The organism is Cohnella sp. GbtcB17, assembly GCF_019091135.1.
Classification (GTDB): Bacteria; Bacillota; Bacilli; order Paenibacillales; family Paenibacillaceae; genus Cohnella.
The window spans coordinates 77,261-97,162 of sequence record NZ_JAGXJW010000020.1 but is presented as its reverse complement, the minus strand read 5'-3'; the positions used below and the strand labels follow the sequence as shown (position 1 = coordinate 97,162).

The following is a 19,902-nucleotide window of genomic DNA, read 5'->3' as shown; positions in this document are numbered from 1 at the left end:
CGGCCCAGCGTGGTGGGGGTGCGCCCGGCCGCCTCCCGGGGGGCGGTGCGCCGCCGGCCCGCCGGCATCAACGAAGAGATGAAGATGGCCGCCGCGCTCGCCATCTCGGAAGTCGTGACCGACGGCGAGTTGAACGAAACTTACATCATCCCGAGCATCTTCAACGAACAGGTCGTCGCCAGCGTGCGCAAAGCCGTGATCGCGGCAGCTATCCGCACCGGCGTTGCGAGGCGCGTCCCTGCGGACTTCCGCACGTAACCCAAAAAACCGTTCCGGACGCCGACGGCGCGATGCGCCTCGGGTCAGGAACGGTTTTTGGTGCGGAGCGTGGCATTGCCGGCTGCTGGGGCAGCTGGTGCTAAGAGGGTCGGGCAGCTCGAGCCCGAGTTAGCCGGTTTTTCCGGCTAGTGGCGGCTTTAATAGTGCGGTCGAGGCCGAATTAGCCGATTTTTCCGGCTGGCGGCGGCCACGTTAGTGCCCTGTGGAACTCATCGGCGCAGTTTCGAGCTCTCCGGATGGCGCGTTATTGCCTTTTGCCACTCATCCTCGCTGCTCCGAGCCCCCCCAAGCTGAGTTAGTGCCTTTTCGCACTCATCTCAGCTGCTCTAAGCCCCGCCAAGCACGCGTTAGTGTCTTTTGGCACTTATCGCCGCTGTTCCGAGCCCCGCAACGCCTGCGTTAGTGCCTTTTGGCACTCATCGCAGCACCCAGGGCGCAGCCCGCATCCCCCTATTCGGACTCCCCCGCTACTCCAGCCCGGCATCGTCCGCATCCACCTCTGCTACTCCAGCTCCGTATCGTCGCCATCCGCCGCTCCGCCGCCTCGAACCTCCTGCCGGTACTCCGACGGCGTGCATCCCGCCTTCTTGCGGAATACCTGCGAGAAGTGGCGCACGTCCGGGTAGCCGACGCGCTCTGCGATGTCGCCGATTTTCAGCTCCGAGCCGCCCAGCAGCTCCATCGCCCGCGAGATGCGCAGGTTGGTGACGTATTCCTTGAAGCCCGTCCCCGTTTTCTGCTTGAACAGCTGGCTGAAGTAGACCGGGTTCAAGTAAACGATCGATGCCACCTTTTCCAGGTTGATCTCCGCGCCGTAATGCGTGTGGATGTACTGCACCGCGACCTCGATCGCTTTTTCCCCGCCGCTCGCATAGTGATCGTACACCTGCGCAGCCGAGGCGCTCCGCATGCGGCGCACTTCGCCAGGTACGGCAGCCAGGTCGTCGATGCGCCCCGAATACAGCACTTGGAACGGCGTCTTCAGGTACCGCTTCAAATGGGTGCGAAGCTTGTCGACGAGTAGTCCGAGGCCGGCCTCCTCACGCAGCGTGACGAGCCCGAGCAGACTGTGTGCGTCGATGCTCGCCACGAAGCCTTTGCCGGCGGTGTCCATGAGCTCGGTCAGCACGTTTTCCACGATGAAGTGCTCCAGCTTCGTGTCCGCGTCGCTATCGAGACGCACCAACAGCAGATTAAAGTACGGGTGGCTCTCCGTAAAAGGCGCGACGTCGATGCCGCCCAGATCGAGTCCGGACGCCCAGCGCGCAAAAACGCCTTCCCGGAGGAACCGCAAATTGCGCTTCATCAGGTCGGCTTCTTTGTTGCGCTCGCTCTCTTCCGCAATCTCGCGTCCGAGCTCTTCGATGAGTCCGATCAGCGATTCCTTGCCGATCGGCTTCAGCATATAGTCCCTGGCGCCGAGCCGCACGGCCTCCTGCGCATACGCGAACTCGGAGTACGCCGAGATGACGACCCACTTGACCTGCGGCTGCATGCGGCGGGAGAACGCCATCAGTTCAAGTCCCGTCATGCCGGGCATGAGCACGTCGGTCAGCACCAGGTCGACGTGCTTGGTCCGAAGCGCCTCCACGGCTTCTTCGGGATTGCCCGCGAGCAGCACCCGATGCTCGGGGAACCCGCGGGAGATCGTCCGCTCGATGCCGCTGCGGATCACTTCCTCGTCGTCGACGACGAGAATATTCATCGGTTATCCCCCTCTTCTGCGGGTTTGGGAAACGAAGCCCAAATCTTCGTGCCGCGCTCGCGTTCGCTCTCGATCCGCAGCCCGAATCCTTCTCCGTACATCAAAGCGATGCGGCGATGCACGTTCGCAAGCCCGATGCCCCGACGCCCGGCAGCATCCTCCCGCACGCCCGGCGCGGCGCCCCCGTCCCCGAGCGACCGCCGCACCCGGACGAGCGTCTCCTCGTCCATGCCGACGCCGTTGTCCTCGACGACGATGACAAGCGCATCCTCCGTCTCCGCCGAGCGAATCCGGAGCGTGCCTTCACGGCTCAGCGGCTCAAGCCCGTATTTCACGGCGTTCTCGACGATCGGCTGCAAGATCATCTTCGGCACCTGGGCGCCAAGCCAGCGATCCTCCACCTCGATCTTCGTATTCACGCGGCCGCCAAGCCTTGTCTCGATAATGGTCAAATAGTGGCGCAGCTGCTCGAGCTCGAGCCGAAGCGGTGCGCGGGACGCTTCCTCCCAGTCGCTGCTGTACCGGAAGATTCGCGACAGTGCCAGAATCAGGCTGCCGAGCCGGTCATTCTCCCGCTCGTCGAGCATCCAGTAGATCATGTCGAGCGTATTGAACAAAAAGTGCGGATTGACCTGGGATTGCAGCGCCTGAAGCTGAGCGTTTTTCTCGCTGATCGAGGACAGCTTCTCCCGTTCGATCAAGTCCTCGATTTGATGGACCATCCGGTTGAACGAGCCTACGAGCACGTTAAGCTCCTGATAGGAATGGACGCGCACCCGCCCTTGAAAGTTCCCCAGCTCCACCTGCTTCATCTGCTGGATGAGCCGCTTGAACGGCAAGGAAAACGAGCGCGACACGAGCGTCGCGAGCGCCGTCGCCGCGACGACGAGCAGAATGACGACCGTGAGCAGAAACCGCTGCGTCTGCTTCAGCTCCAGCTTCAGGTCGCGCTTGGGCGTCACCCCGACGACCGTCCAGTCCGCCGTGCCGATCCGTGCGGCAGTCAGCAGCGCGTCCGCTCGGTCGCGGACGGCGACCTCGCCCTTTTTCAGCGTACCCGGCCAGTTGGCGGGCAATGCCTCCGTCTCCCTCTCCGCCTCCGACCCGGCCTCGGACGCCTCGGGCTTCGTCCTTACGATCACGCGCCCGGCCGCGTCGCGGATGACGACGCTGCTGCCCGGTCCGATGCTCGCATTGGAGAGCGCGGAGAGGATCGGGTCCTCCTCCGTCTCGATCAGCACGTAGCCGACCGACTTCATCGTGCTGAGCTCGAACAGCTGGCGGCCGAAGACGAACACGGGACTGTCGATTCCGCCGCTCAGCGGCGCAGTCGGATAGACGCCCAGCCAGCGCATGTCTCCCCTGGATTTTTGCAGCTCGGCATACCAGTCGGTCTTCTTGTAATCCCGCGTTGAAGAGCCGATCGACCGATCGAAGCTGTACACCTTGCCCTGGCTTGAGATGACGTGGATGCCCACGATATCGCTCCGCGAATAGAAGATCGCGCCGAGAATATCGGTGATCTGCCGTTCCCGGTTGACCGAGCTGACCTCCGGCGAGCCGGCGGGCGTCTTCTGCTGCAGCAGCTGCATCAGCTCGTTGTTGCTGTTGAGCGACTTGGTGACGCTGTCGTAGCCCTTGAGCAGAAGCTCGAACAGGCCGACCGTCTGCGATATGTTTTTTTCCGCGATGACGCCGACCTTGTCCCTGATCTGTTCGGTCGCCCGTTGGTAGTAGACGAGGCTGACGACGAGCAGGAGCCCGAGCATGCTGAACAGGAAGATCAGGAACAGGCGGCCGTGGATGGACTGGAATCTTTTTCTCATTCCCTCATCTTATCCCTTAACCGCGCCCGCTACCATGCCCTTCGTAATTTTCTCGGCCAACAGGAAGTAGACGAGGATGACCGGCAGCGCTCCGAGTACGAGGAAGGCGCCGATTGCTCCGTAGTTGACCGAATACTGGCTGACGAAGCTGTACACGCCGAACGGCAGCGTCTTGAGCGCTTCCTTGGAGATGAACGTGGCAGCGAGAATGTATTCGTTCCACACGTTGATGAACGTCAGGATGCATACCGTCATGATCGGCGGCACCGACACCGGCAGGATGATGCTGCGGAAAATGCGGAAAACGTTCGCCCCATCCATGATGGCCGACTCCTCGATCTCGTGCGGAATCGTGCGCAGAAAGCCGCTCATAATGAAGACGGCGATCGGAATCTGGAACGCAATATAGGGCAGAATCATCGCCCAGCGCGTGTTCAGGACGTGGATGTTTTTGAAAATGAGCATCAGCGGCAGCAGCGTGCTCTGCAGCGGGATCATGAGGCCCATCAGGAAGATCAGCATGACGATATGGCCGTACTTCCAGCGAAACCTCGTAATCGCGAAGGCGGCGAGCGACGCGAGCAGAATGACGCACACCATCGTGACCGAGGTCACAATCACGCTGTTGAGCAGGTAGTGCCAGTAACGGCCGCCCGCGAGCGCGTTCGAATAGTTGCTCCATTGCACGGAGGCCGGCAGGGCGAAGAAGCTCCCCGACAAAATCTCCTCGTTGGTCTTGACCGAGTAGATGAGCAGCCACAGCAGCGGGTACAGCTGCGTGACGAGCAGGACGCCGAAGAAGCCGAATACGATCGTCTTTTTGAAGGAAAACCCGCGCCTTCGGGTCTGGACGGCAGGCTCCCGGACGGCGATGCTGGCGGATTGGCTCATGGGGTTGCGCCCCCCTTTCCTATTTTCGCGGCACTAGTTGTAGCGCTTCTCGATGCGGTTGAAGAGCAGGTTGATAATGACCGTCGCAGCCAGGCACACGACGACGAGGAAGCAGGCGATGGCGCTGCCGTAGCCGTATTTCTGGGACAGGATCGAGATGTTGTACATATGGCTGGCCAGGACGTCCGTCGCGTGCGCCGGTCCGCCGGCCGTCGTGACCATGATGAGGTCGAACGACTGCAGCGAGCCGATGAACGAGAGCACGACGGAGATCTTGAAGATCGGCACGATCATCGGCAGCGTAATATATCGGTCGGCCTTGAAGCCTTCGGCGCCGTCGATCTTGGCGGGTTCGTAAATATCGGCCGGTATGTTCTGGATTCCGGTAAATTGAATGAGTATGTGATAGCCCAGATACTGCCACAGCCCGATGACGATGATGGCGTAGATGGCCACCTTCGGCTCCGACAGCCACGCGTGCGTCCAGGAGTCCAGACCGAGCTTGATGAGGATCTGGTTAATCATGCCGCCTTGCGAAGCAGGGTTGTAGATCGTTTTCCACAGCTGCCCGATGACGGCGACGGACAGGATGACGGGCATAAAGTAGCTCGATACGAGAAAGTTAGGCTTGCGGACGAAGCGGCTGATGAGAATGGCGACGAACAGCGCGAGCGGCAGCTGCACCAGCATGGAGAAGCCGGCCAGCATGAACGTCCGCCGGACGGACGGCCAGAATACCGAGTCGTTCGTGAACATGCGGTGGAAATTGTCGAGACCGACGTGCTTGGCGACGCCGATGCCGTTCCAGTTCAAAGTGGCGTTGTAAAAGGATACGATGATCGGCGCGAAAACGAGACCGACGTAAAGCAGCAGACAAGGCAGCACGAACGCCGCGATCGTCCAGCGGGATACCTTCAGTACATTCAAGGCTGACGCCTCCTTCAGCGGCTCCGGCGCTACGGCTGCGAAGGGAGGCGCCACGCGAGCGTCCCCCTTCGAACCGTACGTTCAAGGCCGATTATTCTTTGTTGTCTTCGTAAGCTTGCTGGTGTTCCTTGGCGACCGCGGCCGGGTCTTCCTTGGAGACGAACAGGTTCTGGATGCTGGACAGATGCGCCTGGGAGGTCGCCGGGTTCATCGTGTTGTCGAAGGAGATGTCGCCGCCCGTGACGTCCTTGAACATCGCGAGCACTTCCATCGCCATGTCGGAGTAGCCGGCTGCCTTGAAGTCGCCGTCCACCTTTTGCGCGACGCCGACGGCGCCCTTGACCGCGAACGCTTCCTTCGGATAGTTCAGCATGAAGTAGTTCAGGAAGTCGAGCGTCTCCGGCAGGTGCTTGCTGTTCTTGGATACCGCGAACGCGCTGCCCGGCGCCAGCATGAACTGGTTCGGATCGCCCTTGCCGCCGACCGTCGGGAACTTGAACACGCCGACGTTGCCGTCCTTGTTCGCGTCGGATACTTCGATGCCGCCCGTCGCCCAGCTGCCCATGTAGTACATCGCGGCTTTGCCCGTCTTGAAAAGGTTCTCGCCCGCGTTGTAGTCGAAGCTCGTCGCGCCTTCCTGGAATGCGCCAGCCTGCACAAGCTGGCTGAAGGCATCGACCGCGCCCTTGAACGCCGGATCCTCGAACGTCTTTTTGCCGTCGACGACGTCCTGCAGGAAGCCCGGGCCGCCGTTCGTGCGGAGCAGCACGTTCATGAACAGGAACGAGCCGGTCCAGGTGTCCTTCTCGCCGATCGCCATCGGCTGGATGCCTTTATCCTTCAGCTTCTTCACGTCCGCGATCAGATCCTCGAACGTCGCCGGCGGCGCTTCGATGCCGGCTTGCTTGAACAGCGCCTTGTTGTAGTACAGCAGGCCGATGTTGTTGCCGTCAGGCAGCGCGTACAGATTGCCGTCGAAGGTGTAGTAGTCGAGAATGCCCGATTGGAACGTGTCCTTCAGACCGTTTTGCTCGACCATCTCGTTCAGCGGCGCGAACAGGCCGGCGTCGACGTAAGGCTTCATCTGTGCAGACGGGTTGACGATCGTGATGTCCGGCACTTCGTTGGAGGCTGCCTGCGTCTTCAGCTTCTGCTTCTGCTGGTCGGTGTTCAGCGAGTCGAGCTCGATGTGGACGTTCGGGTGATCGGTCTCGTACTGCTTGACGATCTTGTGCAGCATGTTGTATTTCGGATCGGTCGGGTCCGGATAAATGTTCTGGAACGTGATCGTAACCTTCTCGCCACTGGCGGCGCTGGAGGAGGCAGGCGCGCTTGCCGAGGCCGAAGCCGAAGACGTCGAGGAAGCCGATGCCGACGGAGAAGCCGCCGCGTCGCCGTTGTTGCCGTTGTTCGAAGAACCGCAAGCTGCCAGGCTGACGGCGAGGAAGCCCGCCATCGCGGTGCCAGCCACTTTTTTGCCGGTCGTATTCATGTTCAAATCCCCCTTGACTTGGTATAGCCTCATTATGCTCGCAGCTGTAATCGCATACAATGCGTATACTTAGGAGTCGATGTTTGTTTTCTTAATATGGCTTGAAAATGGCGTGGGTATGGTTGGCGGAACTTTCTGTGGTTACAGCACCCTTTTTCCACCGACACGCCGCTGTAGCCGCGCTTTTCTCGCTTGCTGCCGGACCGTGTCTATGTAACATTGCTTTCCTCGCTTGCAGCACCCTTTTTCCACTGACACGCCGCAGTAACCGCGCTTTTCTCGCTTGCAGACGGACCGCAGCTAGGTAACGTTGCTTTCCTCGCTTACAGCTCCCTTTTTCCACCCGCACGCCGCTGTAACCGTGCTTTTCTCGCTTGCAGCAAAGTAGGCTCCTCCTCTTCACCGCCGACACGCACACGGCTGCACAGCAAAAAATCTCCCGCCCCGCGATCCGCGGTTCGGGAGATTCCTTCGTGCACGCCTCTTATTGTCTTCTTCGCACCGGAATCCAGATCTCGCTCCGGTAGTCCGGCTTGCTCGTATCCGGGCCCTCGTTCCACAGCAGCTCGGGACCCGGCGCCAGCTCGTAGCTTGAGGACGGGAACCACTCGGCGTAAATCCGGCCCCAGACGGATTGGAGCGCGGACGGGAACGCGCCGACCGCCTCGAAGACGGCCCATTCCGATGCGGCGACCTCTAGCGAGGTCAAGTGCGCGGGGCATGCCCGCGTCGTCGCGGCGCCGATGTACTGATCGACTTCGCCGCCGTCCTTCCTGCCTTCCGAAAAGTTCGCCGAAGCGCTGATCAGCCCGGCAGGTTCGACGTCGGACAGCCCCTTCAGCTCCGCGATCAAATCCGCCGTCAACCGGCCCCACAACTCCGCGATGTGCGGGTTGACGCCTTCATAAATCAGGGGCACCCGCTTCATGATGCCGACGATGCGAAACGCCTCTTTTTCCACCAACCGATACTTCATCTCGTCGCCTCCTTCAATCGTCAATCGGAAGGTCATTCGCGGATAGGCCTTGAGCGGCCTTCCGAGCCGGCGCGCCTCGGAAGGCGCCAGGCCGTGCATCGCCTGAAAGGCGCGGGCAAACGAATCCGCCGTGCCGTAGCCGTATTTGACGGCAATATCGAGAATCCTCGCGTCGCTGCCGACGAGTTCGAAGGCGGCCAGCGTCAGGCGCCGGCGCCTCACGTATTCGGTCAGCGTCACGCCCGCAAGCGAAGCGAACATGCGCCGAAAATGATGCTCGCCGCAGCAAGCCCGCCGCGCGGCCTCCCCGATATCTGGCGCCTCCACGTCGGCGAGATGCGCCTCCACATACGCCAGCCCGTCGTTCAGCCGATCAAGTCCGTTCATGCGATACGACCTCCCTTCGCCTTTAAGATTAACAGGCCCGGCGCGAAGAGGTCCGACAATTCCGGTGCAGCTTCGGACGGGTGACGACGACTACGACGACAAGAGAGGTATCGGCTCCCCGGACTTACGGCAAATAGCCGGCTATGCCTTGACGATCTTGGCCGGGTTGTTGATCTTGTACGGAATCGGATGCTTCGCAAGCTTCTTGGCCACGACCTTCGCCTCGAACGAGAGCTTGTCCCCGACCTCGAGCTCAAGCTTCTTCAGCGTGGCGCTATGGCTCGACCATGCCTCGCCCAGCTCCGTCTCCGTGTCGGCGATCGCGACCGACTCGTAGATAATCACCTCGTCGTCGTTGTCCGCGAAGTGGTTGGGCACCGTGGTGAATTCCTTGACGGTCGCCGTCAGCTTCACCTTTTCCTCGGGTAGCTGCACCTTCTTCGATCGCGCCGCGCCGGCCTTCGCCTTGGCCGGTGCCGCTGCGACAGCGGGAGCCTCGGGAGCCGCGTCGCCCGAAGCGACAAACGAAGCGAACGCATCCGCCGCCGAAAGATCGTCCTCTGCCGTCGGCGCCGCCGCGCTCGGGCCGGACGCCGATGCAGGGCTCGCCGCGGCGGCGGCCGGCTCGGCCCCCGCTGCCTCGCGCTCGGCTCCCCCGTCCTCCGATTCCGCGGCGCTCGCATAGCGCTGGCCGAAATTCGCCGCTTGCATTTCCTTCAAATAGGAGGGGTGAATGCAGTGCTTCTGCTTGTTCGGCAGCTCGATGACGGCGGTCATATGGTCGACGTAGCCGACGATGCCGCAGGCTTCCTTCAATCCGTTGCCTTTATAATAGAAAGTCTTGGCCTTGGTCGCCTTCTCGGACACCAGATCCCATTCCTTCAGCTTGTCGAGCTGCTCCGCTTCGTCCGCGAACGCTACATAGCTCGCCGGCTCAATGACAAACGCGTAAACCATCTTATCCCGCCTTTTATGTCTGAATGATCCCGGACCGGACTCACATCCCGTATCCAAGTATAACGCTTTTAGCTTGATTATAAATCGTACCGTCGAAAGAATACTACCGCCATCGTTCCCCACATGCAGCGCTTCAGCCGTCAAACGCCATTCACCCCCGCCCAAACGCCCACATACGTTGGTTAAAAAGCAAAGCGGGTGCGACTTATGATCGGCCGCTCCGGTCTCATCACGCTGCCCAAGGACGCAGGCCCCCATCCGTCGTCCAACGTCGAATGGTGGTACTGCTACGCCCTGCTGACCGGGAGCAGAGGCGGGAGGTACGCCGTCATGGCTTCATTTTTCCGCGTCGGAGAATGGCCGGCTCCCAAAGGGCATTATATCATCCACTCGCTCGTCCGCTTGGACAGGGCGAGGTTCGAGAGCCGCTCCGAGCTCGACCGCTCGCTCGCGGTCCAGATGGCGGGCGTCTACTTGCCGGCCTATCTCTTGGCGCATCCGTCCGACGAACATACGTGGGACATCTACCGCCGGCTGCTCGTGAACGCCCTGCCGCCGCCGCATCGCTATATGCCGTCGTCGTCCGTCGGCGCCCGGCCGACCAGACTCGCCTACGGGACTAACCGGATGACGTTCGCGGACGATGGCGAAGCGGACTTCGAGTTGAAGCTGGAGACCGATACGGCTCGTCTGCGGCTGAAGTTCGCGCCAAGCAAGCCCCTATCCGTCATCGACGAGACCGGCGGGCTCAACGGGCTGCGCTATTATTCCCAGACGCGAAGCCGGGTGTATGGAGAACTGTACGAAGAAGGCCGCGCGGAGAAGCTTCGCGGAGAAGGCTGGTTCGATCATCAGTGGGGACGCAGCTACGGATTGCTGGCGGGCGAGGGTTGGGATTGGTTCGGTCTGCAATTGGCCGACGGTCGCGAGCTGCTCGTCAGCCGGCTGCGGCCGGCCGGCGGGGATTCCGCAGCCGACGAAAAAACGCGTACCGAAGCCAGGCTCATCCGGCTTGACGGATCGACGGCACCGTCGGATCGGGTATCGCTCAGACCTTTGAGACATTGGAAAAGCGCGGAGACGGGCGCCGACTATCCGGTCGCCTGGACGATATCGCTGCCCGACTATGGCATGACGCTTCGCGTCGTCCCGCTTCTGGAAGGACAGGAGATGCCCGTGCTCGGGCCGCTGCGGGCGATCTGGGAAGGCGTCGTCGCCTTCGAAGGCGACGAGCAAGACGGCGGCGGAGCGTCCGCGCGAATCGCGGGGTACGGCTTTATGGAGCTGGTCGGGTACCCGCAGACCGCGCGGACAACGCCGATGCCCTCTCGTTATTTGCCGTAGTTGGCCGCGTCCGATAGCTGCCCGGCAACTTCCGCGATATGCGCGAAGGCGCTGCCGAATTCGTCCATGCCCGCAGAGGCTGCTTTGGACTCCTTGGCGATTTCCCCGACCGTGCGGTCCATCGCGCGGATGCTCTCCTCCATCGACCGGAACAGCTCGGTGATCTGCGATACGGCCGCCTTGCTGTAATCGCCGAGCTTGCGAATCTCCGTAGCCACAATGCCGAAGCCGAGCCCCTGCTCGCCGGCGCGCGCCGCTTCGGTCGCCGCGTTCAGGCCGAGCAGCTGGCTCTGCTCCGCGATCTCCTTCACCGAAGCGAGCACGGAGCCCGCCTTCTTGAGCCGCTCGAGCAGCTGCGCCGACTCCGCCGCCTGCTCCTGCAGCCGCGCCGCGATATGCGCGCCCGCCTCCGTTATCTCCTGCCCCGTCGCCGACAATTCTTCGATGACGCCCGACAATTCGGTCGCGCTCGCGCGCAGCGAATCCAGCCGCGTATTCGGAACGATGAAGCCGATCGCCCCGACGACTTCGCCGTTCTCCCGGATCGGGCTCGCCACAGACAGGTAGGCGATGCCGAACCGCGAAGCGTCCCGCTCCTCCACGACGCGCTCGCCCAGCTCGAGCGCCTTGACGATGACCGTCCCTTGCAGTGCCGACACCGGCGTACCTTCGGGGATGCCGGACGGGTAGAACGAAGCTTTCTCGAAATGAACGACCTCGGTCCGATCGACCACGATCACGACGGGTTCGTCGGTGTAGCTTTGTTTGTAAACGGGAATGGCGGCTAATACGTGCTCCAGCATCGTCGGCATCGGGGCATGACTCCTTGTGTAAGAGAATATAACCTGTATGTCGTCAGACCGGAGCCGGAAATGAAGTGAGGAAAGCGCGCTGAAAGCGAAAAATAGAGCAATCCAAAAGAAATGTCCGCAGCAAACGTATGGTATGGTAAAATCGAGCAACAAAGCGGGCCGTTTAAGCGTTTACTTTGTGAAAACCGGCTGCCAAGCTATGAACGCCCCCCAAGATTAAGGAGTGTATGAACCCATGAATCCGGCATCCCCTGCCGCAACGGGAAAGCCGCCCGGCCTGCTGTCGAGCCGCTTCCTGCAAACGATCCTTCTGTCCAACGTCCTGCTTCAAATCGGCATCTGGGTCCGCAACTTCGCGATCCTGCTGTATGTCGCGGCCAAGACGGACAACGATCCCTACGCCATCTCGCTTATCAGCGTGGCCGAGTTCGCCCCGATCTTCGTCTTCTCGTTCATCGGCGGCACCTTCGCCGACCGCTGGCGGCCGAAGCGCACGATGGTCTGGTGCGACCTGCTGTCCGCCGTCTCGGTATTCGTCGTGCTGCTCAGCATTCACTTCGGCACATGGCATGCCGTCTATCTCGTCACGTTTATATCCGCCATCCTGTCGCAGTTCTCCCAGCCGTCCGGCATGCGCCTGTTCAAGCAGCATGTGCCGGAAGCCCAGATGCAGCAGGGCATGGCCATCTTCCAGTCGCTGATGGCCATCTTCATGGTGCTCGGGCCGATGCTCGGCACGTTCGCCTACAGCCGCTTCGGGCTGGAGACGTCGATCGCCGTCATGGGCGTCGCGTTCCTGCTGTCCGCGACCGTGCTCGTCCGGCTGCCCGCCGACCTGCCGCAGGAACGCAATGCGGCGCAGAGTCATTTCCGCCGAGAATTCGTCGAAGGCTTCAGCTACGTCTGGCAGAGCCCCGTGCTTCGCATGCTCGGACTGGCCTTCCTTCTGGCAGGCCTCGCCGTCGGTACCGCCCAGGCGCTCAACCTCTTCGTCGTCACCGAGCGGCTCGGCAAGCCGGAGGACTTCCTCCAGTACATGCTCATGGTCAGCGGCGGCGCGATGCTCATCGGCGGCGGACTCGTCGCGGCGTTCGCCCAGAAGGTGCCGCCGCAAGCGCTGCTTGCTACAGGCATGTTCTTCGGCGCAGTCTGCACCGTAATCGTCGGCTACTCCACGAGCGTGCCGCTGACGCTGGTCGTCCAGTTCATCAACGGCCTCGTCTTCCCTTGCATCCACATCGGCATCAGCACGATGATCCTCAAGTGGTCCAAGCCGACGATCATCGGCCGCGTCAACGGCGTGCTGAGCCCGATGTTCACCGGCATGATGGTCATCTCGATGTCCGCAGCCGGCGCGCTCAAGAAGTCCTTCCCGCTCGAGATCATCTTCTCGGCGGCCGGCGCCCTGTTCCTGATCGGCACGTTCGCGATGCTGGCGATCGTCAGACAGCGCCCGCCGGTGCACGCCGCCGAAGGCATGGCGCAGACGAGCGCCTAAGGCGCTTCCGTTGCGACGTGGGCATTAGCGGCATGCGGTGCCGCTATCTCCGCCCATGCGCGGTGCCAATGTGGGCATTAGCGGCATGCGATGCCGCTATCTCCGCCATGCGCGGTGCCATTGTGGGCATTAGCGGCATGCGGTGCCGCTAGCCCGCCATGCCGCGCGCCAATGTGGGCATTAGCGGCACGCGGTGCCGCTATCTCCGCCAGGCGCGTGCCACCTTGGTAGCATGGCGCACCTGGAGCCGCATGTCAGCGACGCATGCGATCCGCTCCCCTGCGCGCGACCAACCGCCGCAGCTCGCGCCGATGCGTAAAGGCGAGCAGCAGCGCATTCGTCAGCGAAAATGCCGCGATCGGCGCCGGGAACGCCCGGGCGAGCGCGTAGACGAACAGCAGCAGCATTCCCAGCACGACCTGGAAGGCGTCCGCTTCGGCGGACGCCTTCTTTGTGCCGCGCGTCAGACGGCCGCCCAAGAGCAGGATGGCGAGGATGACCGCATAGGCGAGCGCGCCCTCGAACGAGAGCGCGCACCAGACGCCGAATGTGGTCGCGATCGCTTTGCCGCCTCTTCCCCGCAGGAATGGGGAGAAGGCATGCCCGAGCACGGGCATCAAGGAAGCGGCGGCGGCTGCGTACCCCGGCATGCGCCCTGAAGCGAGCATGAAGGCGACGGGCGCGAAGCCTTTGGCGAAATCGAGCGCAATGCCGAAGAGGCCGTAAGCGAAGCCGGCTGCCCGCCACAAATTCAGGGCGCCGGGGTTGCCGTCGCCGATCTCGCGAAGGTTGCTGCGCGCCGCGAGGCCCAGCCAGTAGGAGAACATGAGCGAGCCGCACAGGAACAGCGCCGCCGACCAGAGGAGCGCCGTCACTTGCGATCGCCCCCGACGCGGATTTTTCTCCCTTTCCAAGGCACATGTCCGACGAACAGGACGCGATACGACGAGTAAAGCATGATATACAGGAAAAACACCGTGCTGAGCGGATGAAGCGCCGGCAGCCAAAGCCCGAAGCGCCCGATATGCCGGGCGAAATAGTAAATCTGAAGTGTGTACAGCAAATAGCCGGCCGCCCATATGGGCGCTCCGGCCGTATGAAGGACAAATGGCGCGGCTTCGGCGCAAATTAAACCGACCAGCCACAAGGCGACGAGCAGCACTGTCGGCTTGGCGAGCTTGCCCGTGCTTTGCACGGCGCCTTTGCCGAAGCCCTCGACCTCGCTGCGAATTCCGCCCGGATACATGCGAAACGACACCAGACCGCGGCCGATAAAGTTCGTGACCGGCACGCCGGCTTCGGCGAACCGCGCCCCGAGCGTCAAGTCGTCCAGAAGCTCGGCCTTTACGCCCTCATGTCCTTTCGCCCGATCGTAATCCTTGCGCGAAGTCAGGATGCAGGAACCGTACAGCCCCTTCTGCGGATTGGTCCGCTCGAACGGCGAAGTAAACGCAAACAGGCCGAGCAGGTTCGGAACCAGCGCCAGCCGCTCGTACAGCTTTTCCGTGTAATGGTAAGGAACGACGGAGACGACCCCGCTCGTCCGGGACCTCGCTTCTACCAGCGCGCCGAGCGCGTCCGGCGCCAGCCGCACGTCCGCATCCAGAAACGCGATCAGGTCGCCCGTCGACCGCAAATAGCCGGTCCACACCGCCCAATTTTTGCCCGTCCAGCCTTCCGGCAGCGGCAGACCGCGGACGAGCGTCGCGCCATATGCCTCGGCAATCGGGCCTGTCCGGTCCGTCGAACCGTCGTCGACGACGATGATCTCGTACGGCCTATAGCGCTGCGCGCGGAGCGACGAGAGCAGGTGCGGCAAGTTTTCCTCTTCGTTCCTGGCCGGAATGACGACCGACAGCCGGGATGCGTCTGAAGACTGCGACGATGCCTGCGGAATCGTATTTCTTCGGAAAAGGACAAAGCCCGCGGCGCACGCCGGAACCATAAACGCCAGCCATATCCACATGCCGCTCCCGCCCTTCGCCCGATGATTCGGCCTATGCGCCGTTATCTCATCCTATTAGCGGGCAGGGGAAAAGATGATCGGGATCCGGCGCGGGACGGTCAGGACTCGCGCTTCTCTTTTTTGGGAGAAAGGGTGTAGCTGAAGCTGATCAAAAAGTCGATGCCGAGTACGACCGACCAGAGCCGGATGATCTGGACGAGCTGATCTGTGCTGTTCGCGTCGTCGACGAGATAGATCATGCCGGCCAGACAGAGACAGCCGATCGCCCAAGCGAGCAAATGCTTGAACCAGCCGAGGCGCTCCTGCCGCGCATGCTCGCGTCCGAATCTCGCCTTGGGCTTCGGCGCCGCGCCACCGGCGAACCGATGGGCGAAGCGTTCGTCGGCCCATCGGATCATCGCATGACCGAATGCGATCGAGACGCCGATATACACCGCAGAGAGCCCGTGCGCAAACGTCGCTTCGGCACCCTGTCTCAAGTGGGCGACCGTCACCGCGAGCAGGACGATGTCGACGACCGGCGTCAGCAGGAGCAGCGCGGAGCCGGTCTTTTTCCATTTAAGAAGATAACGGCACGTCAGCCCCGCCAAAATGAACACCCAAAAAGCGATTTCGCAGCCGATGATGACGCCGATCAACGCAAGCCCCTCCCTTTTACGATACAGTTGTATTAATTAAGCTCGATTATACCAGCTTTTTTTAATAATACAATCGTATTATAATAAGGACATGCCTAAAATCGTCGATCATGAGAAACGAAAACAGCATATCGCTGAAGCCGTCTTGCGCCTCGTCCGGCGCGAGGGAATCGAGAGCGCATCCGTCAGAAGAGTCGCCGAGGAGGCCGGCCTGACGCTCGGCGCGCTGCGGCATTACTTCGACGCGCAGCATGATTTGCTCGCCTATGCGATGCGTCTGCTCATCGGGCGGGTCCGCGCGCGAATCGACGCCCTGCCGCTGACCGGACATGCGCGAACGGACATCGAGCTGATCATCGCGCAGCTCGCCCCGCTCGACGAAGAGCGCCTCGCGGAATCCGAAGTCTGGCTAGCGTTCGCGGGCAAGGCGGTGTCCGATCCCGCGATCCGCGCGCTCAGCCATGAAGTTCACGAGGCGCTGTACGAAGGCTTCAAGCGCATGATCGCCGACCTGTGCGAGCAGGGCCTCGCCCGGCCCGGCATCGATCCGGAGCTCGAGGCCCGCCGGCTGCATGCGCTCGCCGACGGGCTGGTCGTCCACTATACGACCTACGCCGAGCATCTGGAGCCCGCCGGTCTGATGCGGATCGTATCCGCGCATCTGGACGGGCTGTTCAAAGCCGAATAGCGCACAGGCGAACCAGACGCTTGAACGGATGTCCTTGTCCGAGCCGGGCAGGATCTATGCGAGTTGCTGCGAGTAGCCGGTCCCATATGGCCTAACGAAGCGTCATTGCCGCCCGCTGCCTGCTGCGCTCGGCTGCATCCGCCGCGGAGATCGCTTCGGCTCCCGACTGCGAGCGTTCCGCATACTCGACGACTCCCTCTCCCGCGCGCTTGCCGACGACGATGCGACTCGGGATGCCGAACAGATCGGCGTCCTTCAGCTTAACGCCGAGGCGTTCGTCCCGGTCGTCGAGCAGCACGTCGACGCCGCCCGCTTGAAGCGTCCGGTATAGCTCTTCCGCAAGCGCTCGCTGCGACGCATCCTTCCAGGATACGGGCACGATATGTGCCTGAAAAGGCGCGACCGCCACCGGCCAGCGGAAGCCCCGCTCGTCGCGATGCTGCTCCGCGACGGCCGACATCATGCGGGAGATGCCGATGCCGTAGCAGCCCATGACGATCGGCGACGACGCTCCCTCGCATCCGCGAAGTCCGCATGCAGCGGAACGCTGTACTTCGTTCCCAGCTTGAACACATGGCCGATCTCGATGCCTTTGCGCATGTCGAGCCGGCCTTCCGCGCAGCGCGGACAGGGATCGCCCGCCTCCGCGTTGCGCAGATCGCCCACCCGCGCCAGCGAGAAATCGCGGCCTGGCACGACGCCGCGCAGGTGGTACTCCGCTTGGTTCGCGCCGGTTATGCCTGCCGCCATATCCGCCACTGCGAAGTCGACCCACAGCGGCAGGTCTAATCCGATCGGACCGAGAAAGCCTGCCGGAGCAGCCGCATGCGATGCGATGGTCGCCGCATCCGCCATCTCCAGCGTCTCCACGCCCAGCAGGCGCTTGAGTTTGATCTCGTTTACCTCATGATCTCCGCGAATCGCGACCGCGATCGCGCTCCCGTCCGCGACCAGCAGGAGCGTCTTGATCGTCTCGTAGGCCGCTACGCCCAACGCCGCCGCTAACTGCTCGATCGTTCGCGCGTCGGGCGTATGAACGAGCTCCGGCGAAGCTGCCGCTCCCTCTTTCGCAGCATCCGTTCGCCTCTCGCTCTCCCGCCTTCCGACCTCGGCTTTCTCCAAATTCGCCGAATATCCGCAATACGCGCAAAAAGCGATCGTATCCTCGCCGACGTCGGCCATCGCCATGAACTCGTGCGAACCGCCTTCTCCGCCGATCGCGCCCGAATCGGCCTCGACGCCCCGGACCTCCAATCCGCAGCGCGCGAAAATCCGCTCATAGGCCTCGTACATGTCCTCGTATGCCGCATCCAGGCTTTCTTCATTTTCACCGAACGAGTAGGCATCCATCATCAGAAACTCCCTGCCTCGCAGCAGTCCAAACCGCGGACGCCGCTCGTCCCTGAATTTGGTTTGAATCTGGTATAACGTCATCGGGAGCTGTCGGTACGAATTCACCTCGTCCGCGATCAGCGCAGTGACGACCTCCTCATGCGTCGGTCCCAGCACGAAGTCCCGATCGCCGCGATCCTTGAACCTGATGAGCTCGGGCCCGTACGCCGCGTACCGCCCCGATGTTCGCCATAGCTCCGCCGGCTGCAAGGCGGGCATCAGCATCTCCTGCGCGCCTGCGCGCTCCAGCTCCTCGCGCACGATCGCCGAGATGTTGCGGAGCACCCGCCAGCCCAGCGGAAGAAACGTGTAGACGCCCGACGCGACCGGACGAATGAACCCCGCGCGCAGCATCAAACGATGGCTGGCCGCTTCGGCATCCGAAGGAACCTCCCGCATCGTCGGGGCGAACAAAGCAGACTGATACATGATCCGACACCTCCCGGAAAATAAAAAAAGAACGCCTCGTCAGGGACGAAAGCGTTCGCGGTACCACCCTAATTCGACCGAATCGGCAGGGCCGATCGATCCTTCACGGATAACGGGGCAGCGCCCCGGCAGCGAATACTGTAGCTTCCTCGCTGCGGCTCGCAAGGCGGGAATCGTCCATTCGGTCGGAGAAGCCTCTCAGCCTTGGGCTTCCTCTCTGCGCCGCCGATGGTGGACGGTCGTTTCCTTGTATCTTCGCCGTTGTGATCATAAAAGCGTGAATTGTCAAATAATTTACGCGAAGTACGGATCGATGTCAAGCGTCGGTCCGAATTTCTGTCGCGCCGCCCAAGTAAGGCCGCAGCGCCAGCGGCACGTAAACCGAGCCATCCTCCCGCTGATGGTTCTCCAGCAGCGGGATCAGAATGCGCGGCGTGGCGACCGCCGTATTGTTGAGCGTGTGCGCGTAGCGCAGCGTTCCGTCCGCGTCGCGGTAGCGAATGCCCGCCCGGCGCGCCTGAAAGTCCAGCACGTTCGAAGACGAGTGCGTCTCCCCGTATGCGCCGCGGCTCGGCATCCACGTCTCGATGTCGTACTGCTTGTGCGTCTTCTGCGACATGTCTCCGATGCACACCGCCACGACGCGGTACGGCAGCTCGAGCAGCCGCAAGATTTCTTCGGCGTTGGCCGTAATCTCCCCCAGCATCGCATCCGATTCCGCCGCCTCGCCGCGACATACCACGACCTGCTCGACCTTGGCGAACTGATGCACCCGGTACAGCCCATGTACGTCTCGCCCTGCCGAGCCGACCTCGCTTCGGAAGCATGGCGTCGCTGCCGCAAGGCGGATCGGTTCCTCCAGGTTCACCGTCTCGCCCGCATAATACGACACCAGACCGACCTCCGACGTGCCGATCAGATACTTGTCGCCTTCGGCCAACGCGAAGGTCTGGTCCCGTCCCGTCGGAAAAAATCCGGTGTTCTCGAACGCCTCGCCGCGCATCATGGCCGGCAGCTCGAGCGGCGTGAAGCCCCGCCGCTCCAGCACGTCCATCGCCAGCTGCTGCACCGCGCGGTGCAGGCGGCTCCCGATGCCCTTCAGCACATAGCTGCGCGTACCCGCGAGCTTCACGCCGCGCGCCACGTCGATCAGGCCGAGCCGCTCGCCGAGCCGGACATGATCCAGCGGCTCGAACGCGAATGCGGGCACCTCGCCAACCCGTCGCAGCTCGACATTGTCGGCGTCCGAGCTCCCGTCCGGCGTGTCGGCCGATACCGGATTCGGCACGAGCTCGAGCAGCGACCGCCAGGCGGCCGAGACTTCCGCCAGCCGCGCCTCGAGCGCTGCGAGCTGCGCGTTTGCTTCCCGCACCTTCGCTTTTGCCTCATCGACCCGCGCTTCGTACGCCTCGCCCGATGCTTCGTCTGGCGAAGCCTCGATCGGAGGCTGCGACTTTCCCGCTGTTCCGCCATCCTTCCCTTCCGACGCCCGCCGCGCCTTCACGAGCGCCGCGATCTCCTCGCTTTGCCGGTTGCGCTCGGCCCGCAGCCGCTCGACCTCCTGCAGCAGCGACCTGCGCGACGCATCCAGCTCCAGCAGCTTGCGAATCGACATCTCGATTCCTTTGCGATCCGCCGTCCGCTGCAGCAGCTCCTCATTTTCGCGTATAAACGTCAGATCCAGCATACTTGCCA

Annotated in this window: 15 protein-coding genes and 2 pseudogenes; 4 read left to right on the top strand and 13 right to left on the bottom strand. The window is 62.4% G+C overall.

Translation table 11 applies throughout. The features are described from left to right. Positions 1-258: pseudogene (locus KVT38_RS34750) on the top strand (NAD-dependent malic enzyme); the annotation flags it as partial. 523 nt (positions 259-781) lie between these two features. Here KVT38_RS34750 and KVT38_RS13235 read toward each other — a convergent pair. The 7 genes from KVT38_RS13235 to KVT38_RS13205 form a co-directional block, all read right to left on the bottom strand. Further along, the gene (locus KVT38_RS13235; RefSeq protein ID WP_217594195.1) at positions 782-1,984 is read right to left on the bottom strand and encodes a response regulator; all 1,203 of its coding nucleotides are present in this window, start codon (positions 1,982-1,984) and stop codon (positions 782-784) included. After that, complete coding sequence (locus KVT38_RS13230) at positions 1,981-3,810, bottom strand: cache domain-containing sensor histidine kinase (RefSeq protein WP_217594194.1); 1,830 nt, start codon at positions 3,808-3,810, stop codon at positions 1,981-1,983. Before KVT38_RS13230 ends, KVT38_RS13235 begins: the two co-directional genes overlap by 4 nt. A 9-nt stretch (positions 3,811-3,819) precedes the next feature. Continuing rightward, entirely contained in the window at positions 3,820-4,701 is an 882-nt protein-coding gene (locus tag KVT38_RS13225) for a carbohydrate ABC transporter permease (RefSeq protein WP_217594193.1), read from the bottom strand. A gap of 33 nt (positions 4,702-4,734) precedes the next feature. Next, complete coding sequence (locus tag KVT38_RS13220; RefSeq protein WP_217594192.1) at positions 4,735-5,628, bottom strand: carbohydrate ABC transporter permease; 894 nt, start codon at positions 5,626-5,628, stop codon at positions 4,735-4,737. 91 nt (positions 5,629-5,719) lie between these two features. After that, positions 5,720-7,120: an extracellular solute-binding protein gene (locus tag KVT38_RS13215; protein WP_217594191.1), complete on the bottom strand. Its 1,401-nt coding sequence runs from the start codon at positions 7,118-7,120 to the stop codon at positions 5,720-5,722. 484 nt (positions 7,121-7,604) lie between these two features. Beyond that, a complete protein-coding gene (locus tag KVT38_RS13210) occupies positions 7,605-8,483 on the bottom strand; it encodes an AraC family transcriptional regulator (RefSeq protein ID WP_217594190.1) in 879 nt (292 codons plus the stop codon). 141 nt (positions 8,484-8,624) lie between these two features. Next, complete coding sequence (locus tag KVT38_RS13205) at positions 8,625-9,440, bottom strand: hypothetical protein (protein ID WP_217594189.1); 816 nt, start codon at positions 9,438-9,440, stop codon at positions 8,625-8,627. Between the two features lie 207 nt (positions 9,441-9,647). On the opposite strand from KVT38_RS13205, the gene KVT38_RS13200 reads away from it, so the two are divergent. Then, entirely contained in the window at positions 9,648-10,784 is a 1,137-nt protein-coding gene (locus KVT38_RS13200; protein WP_217594188.1) for a lipocalin family protein, read from the top strand. Here the strand turns inward: KVT38_RS13200 and KVT38_RS35185 are convergent. Next, positions 10,772-11,596 carry a methyl-accepting chemotaxis protein gene (locus tag KVT38_RS35185; protein WP_217594187.1) on the bottom strand — a complete coding sequence of 275 codons (825 nt, stop codon included), beginning with the start codon at positions 11,594-11,596 and terminating at the stop codon, positions 10,772-10,774. The two genes, KVT38_RS13200 and KVT38_RS35185, sit on opposite strands and share 13 nt — an antisense overlap. A 235-nt stretch (positions 11,597-11,831) precedes the next feature. Here KVT38_RS35185 and KVT38_RS13190 point away from each other — a divergent pair, with 235 nt between their 5' ends. Beyond that, positions 11,832-13,094: an MFS transporter gene (locus KVT38_RS13190; protein WP_217594186.1), complete on the top strand. Its 1,263-nt coding sequence runs from the start codon at positions 11,832-11,834 to the stop codon at positions 13,092-13,094. Positions 13,095-13,348: 254 nt separating this feature from the next. Here KVT38_RS13190 and KVT38_RS13185 read toward each other — a convergent pair whose 3' ends face one another. The 3 genes from KVT38_RS13185 to KVT38_RS13175 all read right to left on the bottom strand — a co-directional run bounded on the left by KVT38_RS13185 (position 13,349) and on the right by KVT38_RS13175 (position 15,698). Next, positions 13,349-13,969, bottom strand: a complete 621-nt coding sequence (locus KVT38_RS13185; protein WP_368859093.1) for a glycerol-3-phosphate acyltransferase — start codon at positions 13,967-13,969, stop codon at positions 13,349-13,351. Further along, positions 13,966-15,060 (bottom strand): glycosyltransferase family 2 protein, encoded by a 1,095-nt coding sequence (locus tag KVT38_RS13180; RefSeq protein WP_217594185.1) that lies wholly within the window; start codon positions 15,058-15,060, stop codon positions 13,966-13,968. The genes KVT38_RS13185 and KVT38_RS13180 overlap by 4 nt, the downstream gene beginning before the upstream one ends. Positions 15,061-15,158: 98 nt before the next feature. Next, the gene (locus tag KVT38_RS13175) at positions 15,159-15,698 is read right to left on the bottom strand and encodes a hypothetical protein (RefSeq protein ID WP_217594184.1); all 540 of its coding nucleotides are present in this window, start codon (positions 15,696-15,698) and stop codon (positions 15,159-15,161) included. 91 nt (positions 15,699-15,789) lie between these two features. Here KVT38_RS13175 and KVT38_RS13170 point away from each other — a divergent pair, with 91 nt between their 5' ends. Then, entirely contained in the window at positions 15,790-16,386 is a 597-nt protein-coding gene (locus KVT38_RS13170) for a TetR/AcrR family transcriptional regulator (protein ID WP_217594183.1), read from the top strand. A 91-nt stretch (positions 16,387-16,477) separates the two neighbouring features. Here KVT38_RS13170 and KVT38_RS13165 read toward each other — a convergent pair. Beyond that, a pseudogene (locus tag KVT38_RS13165) lies at positions 16,478-18,207 on the bottom strand (proline--tRNA ligase). A 316-nt stretch (positions 18,208-18,523) separates the two neighbouring features. Beyond that, positions 18,524-19,894: a serine--tRNA ligase gene (gene serS / locus KVT38_RS13160; protein WP_217594182.1), complete on the bottom strand. Its 1,371-nt coding sequence runs from the start codon at positions 19,892-19,894 to the stop codon at positions 18,524-18,526. Between the last annotated feature and the right edge of the window lie 8 nt (positions 19,895-19,902).

Bases quoted from the DNA above. Each gene is read 5' to 3' on its own strand.
- KVT38_RS13235 (WP_217594195.1), bottom strand. From the start codon at position 1,984: ATGAATATTCTCGTCGTCGACGACGAGGAAGTGATCCGCAGCGGCATC.
- KVT38_RS13230 (WP_217594194.1), bottom strand. From the start codon at position 3,810: ATGAGAAAAAGATTCCAGTCCATCCACGGCCGCCTGTTCCTGATCTTC.
- KVT38_RS13225 (WP_217594193.1), bottom strand. From the start codon at position 4,701: ATGAGCCAATCCGCCAGCATCGCCGTCCGGGAGCCTGCCGTCCAGACC.
- KVT38_RS13215 (WP_217594191.1), bottom strand. From the start codon at position 7,120: ATGAATACGACCGGCAAAAAAGTGGCTGGCACCGCGATGGCGGGCTTC.
- KVT38_RS13210 (WP_217594190.1), bottom strand. From the start codon at position 8,483: ATGAACGGACTTGATCGGCTGAACGACGGGCTGGCGTATGTGGAGGCG.
- KVT38_RS13205 (WP_217594189.1), bottom strand. From the start codon at position 9,440: ATGGTTTACGCGTTTGTCATTGAGCCGGCGAGCTATGTAGCGTTCGCG.
- KVT38_RS13200 (WP_217594188.1), top strand. From the start codon at position 9,648: ATGATCGGCCGCTCCGGTCTCATCACGCTGCCCAAGGACGCAGGCCCC.
- KVT38_RS35185 (WP_217594187.1), bottom strand. From the start codon at position 11,596: ATGCCGACGATGCTGGAGCACGTATTAGCCGCCATTCCCGTTTACAAA.
- KVT38_RS13190 (WP_217594186.1), top strand. From the start codon at position 11,832: ATGAATCCGGCATCCCCTGCCGCAACGGGAAAGCCGCCCGGCCTGCTG.
- KVT38_RS13180 (WP_217594185.1), bottom strand. From the start codon at position 15,060: ATGTGGATATGGCTGGCGTTTATGGTTCCGGCGTGCGCCGCGGGCTTT.
- KVT38_RS13170 (WP_217594183.1), top strand. From the start codon at position 15,790: ATGCCTAAAATCGTCGATCATGAGAAACGAAAACAGCATATCGCTGAA.
- serS (WP_217594182.1), bottom strand. From the start codon at position 19,894: ATGCTGGATCTGACGTTTATACGCGAAAATGAGGAGCTGCTGCAGCGG.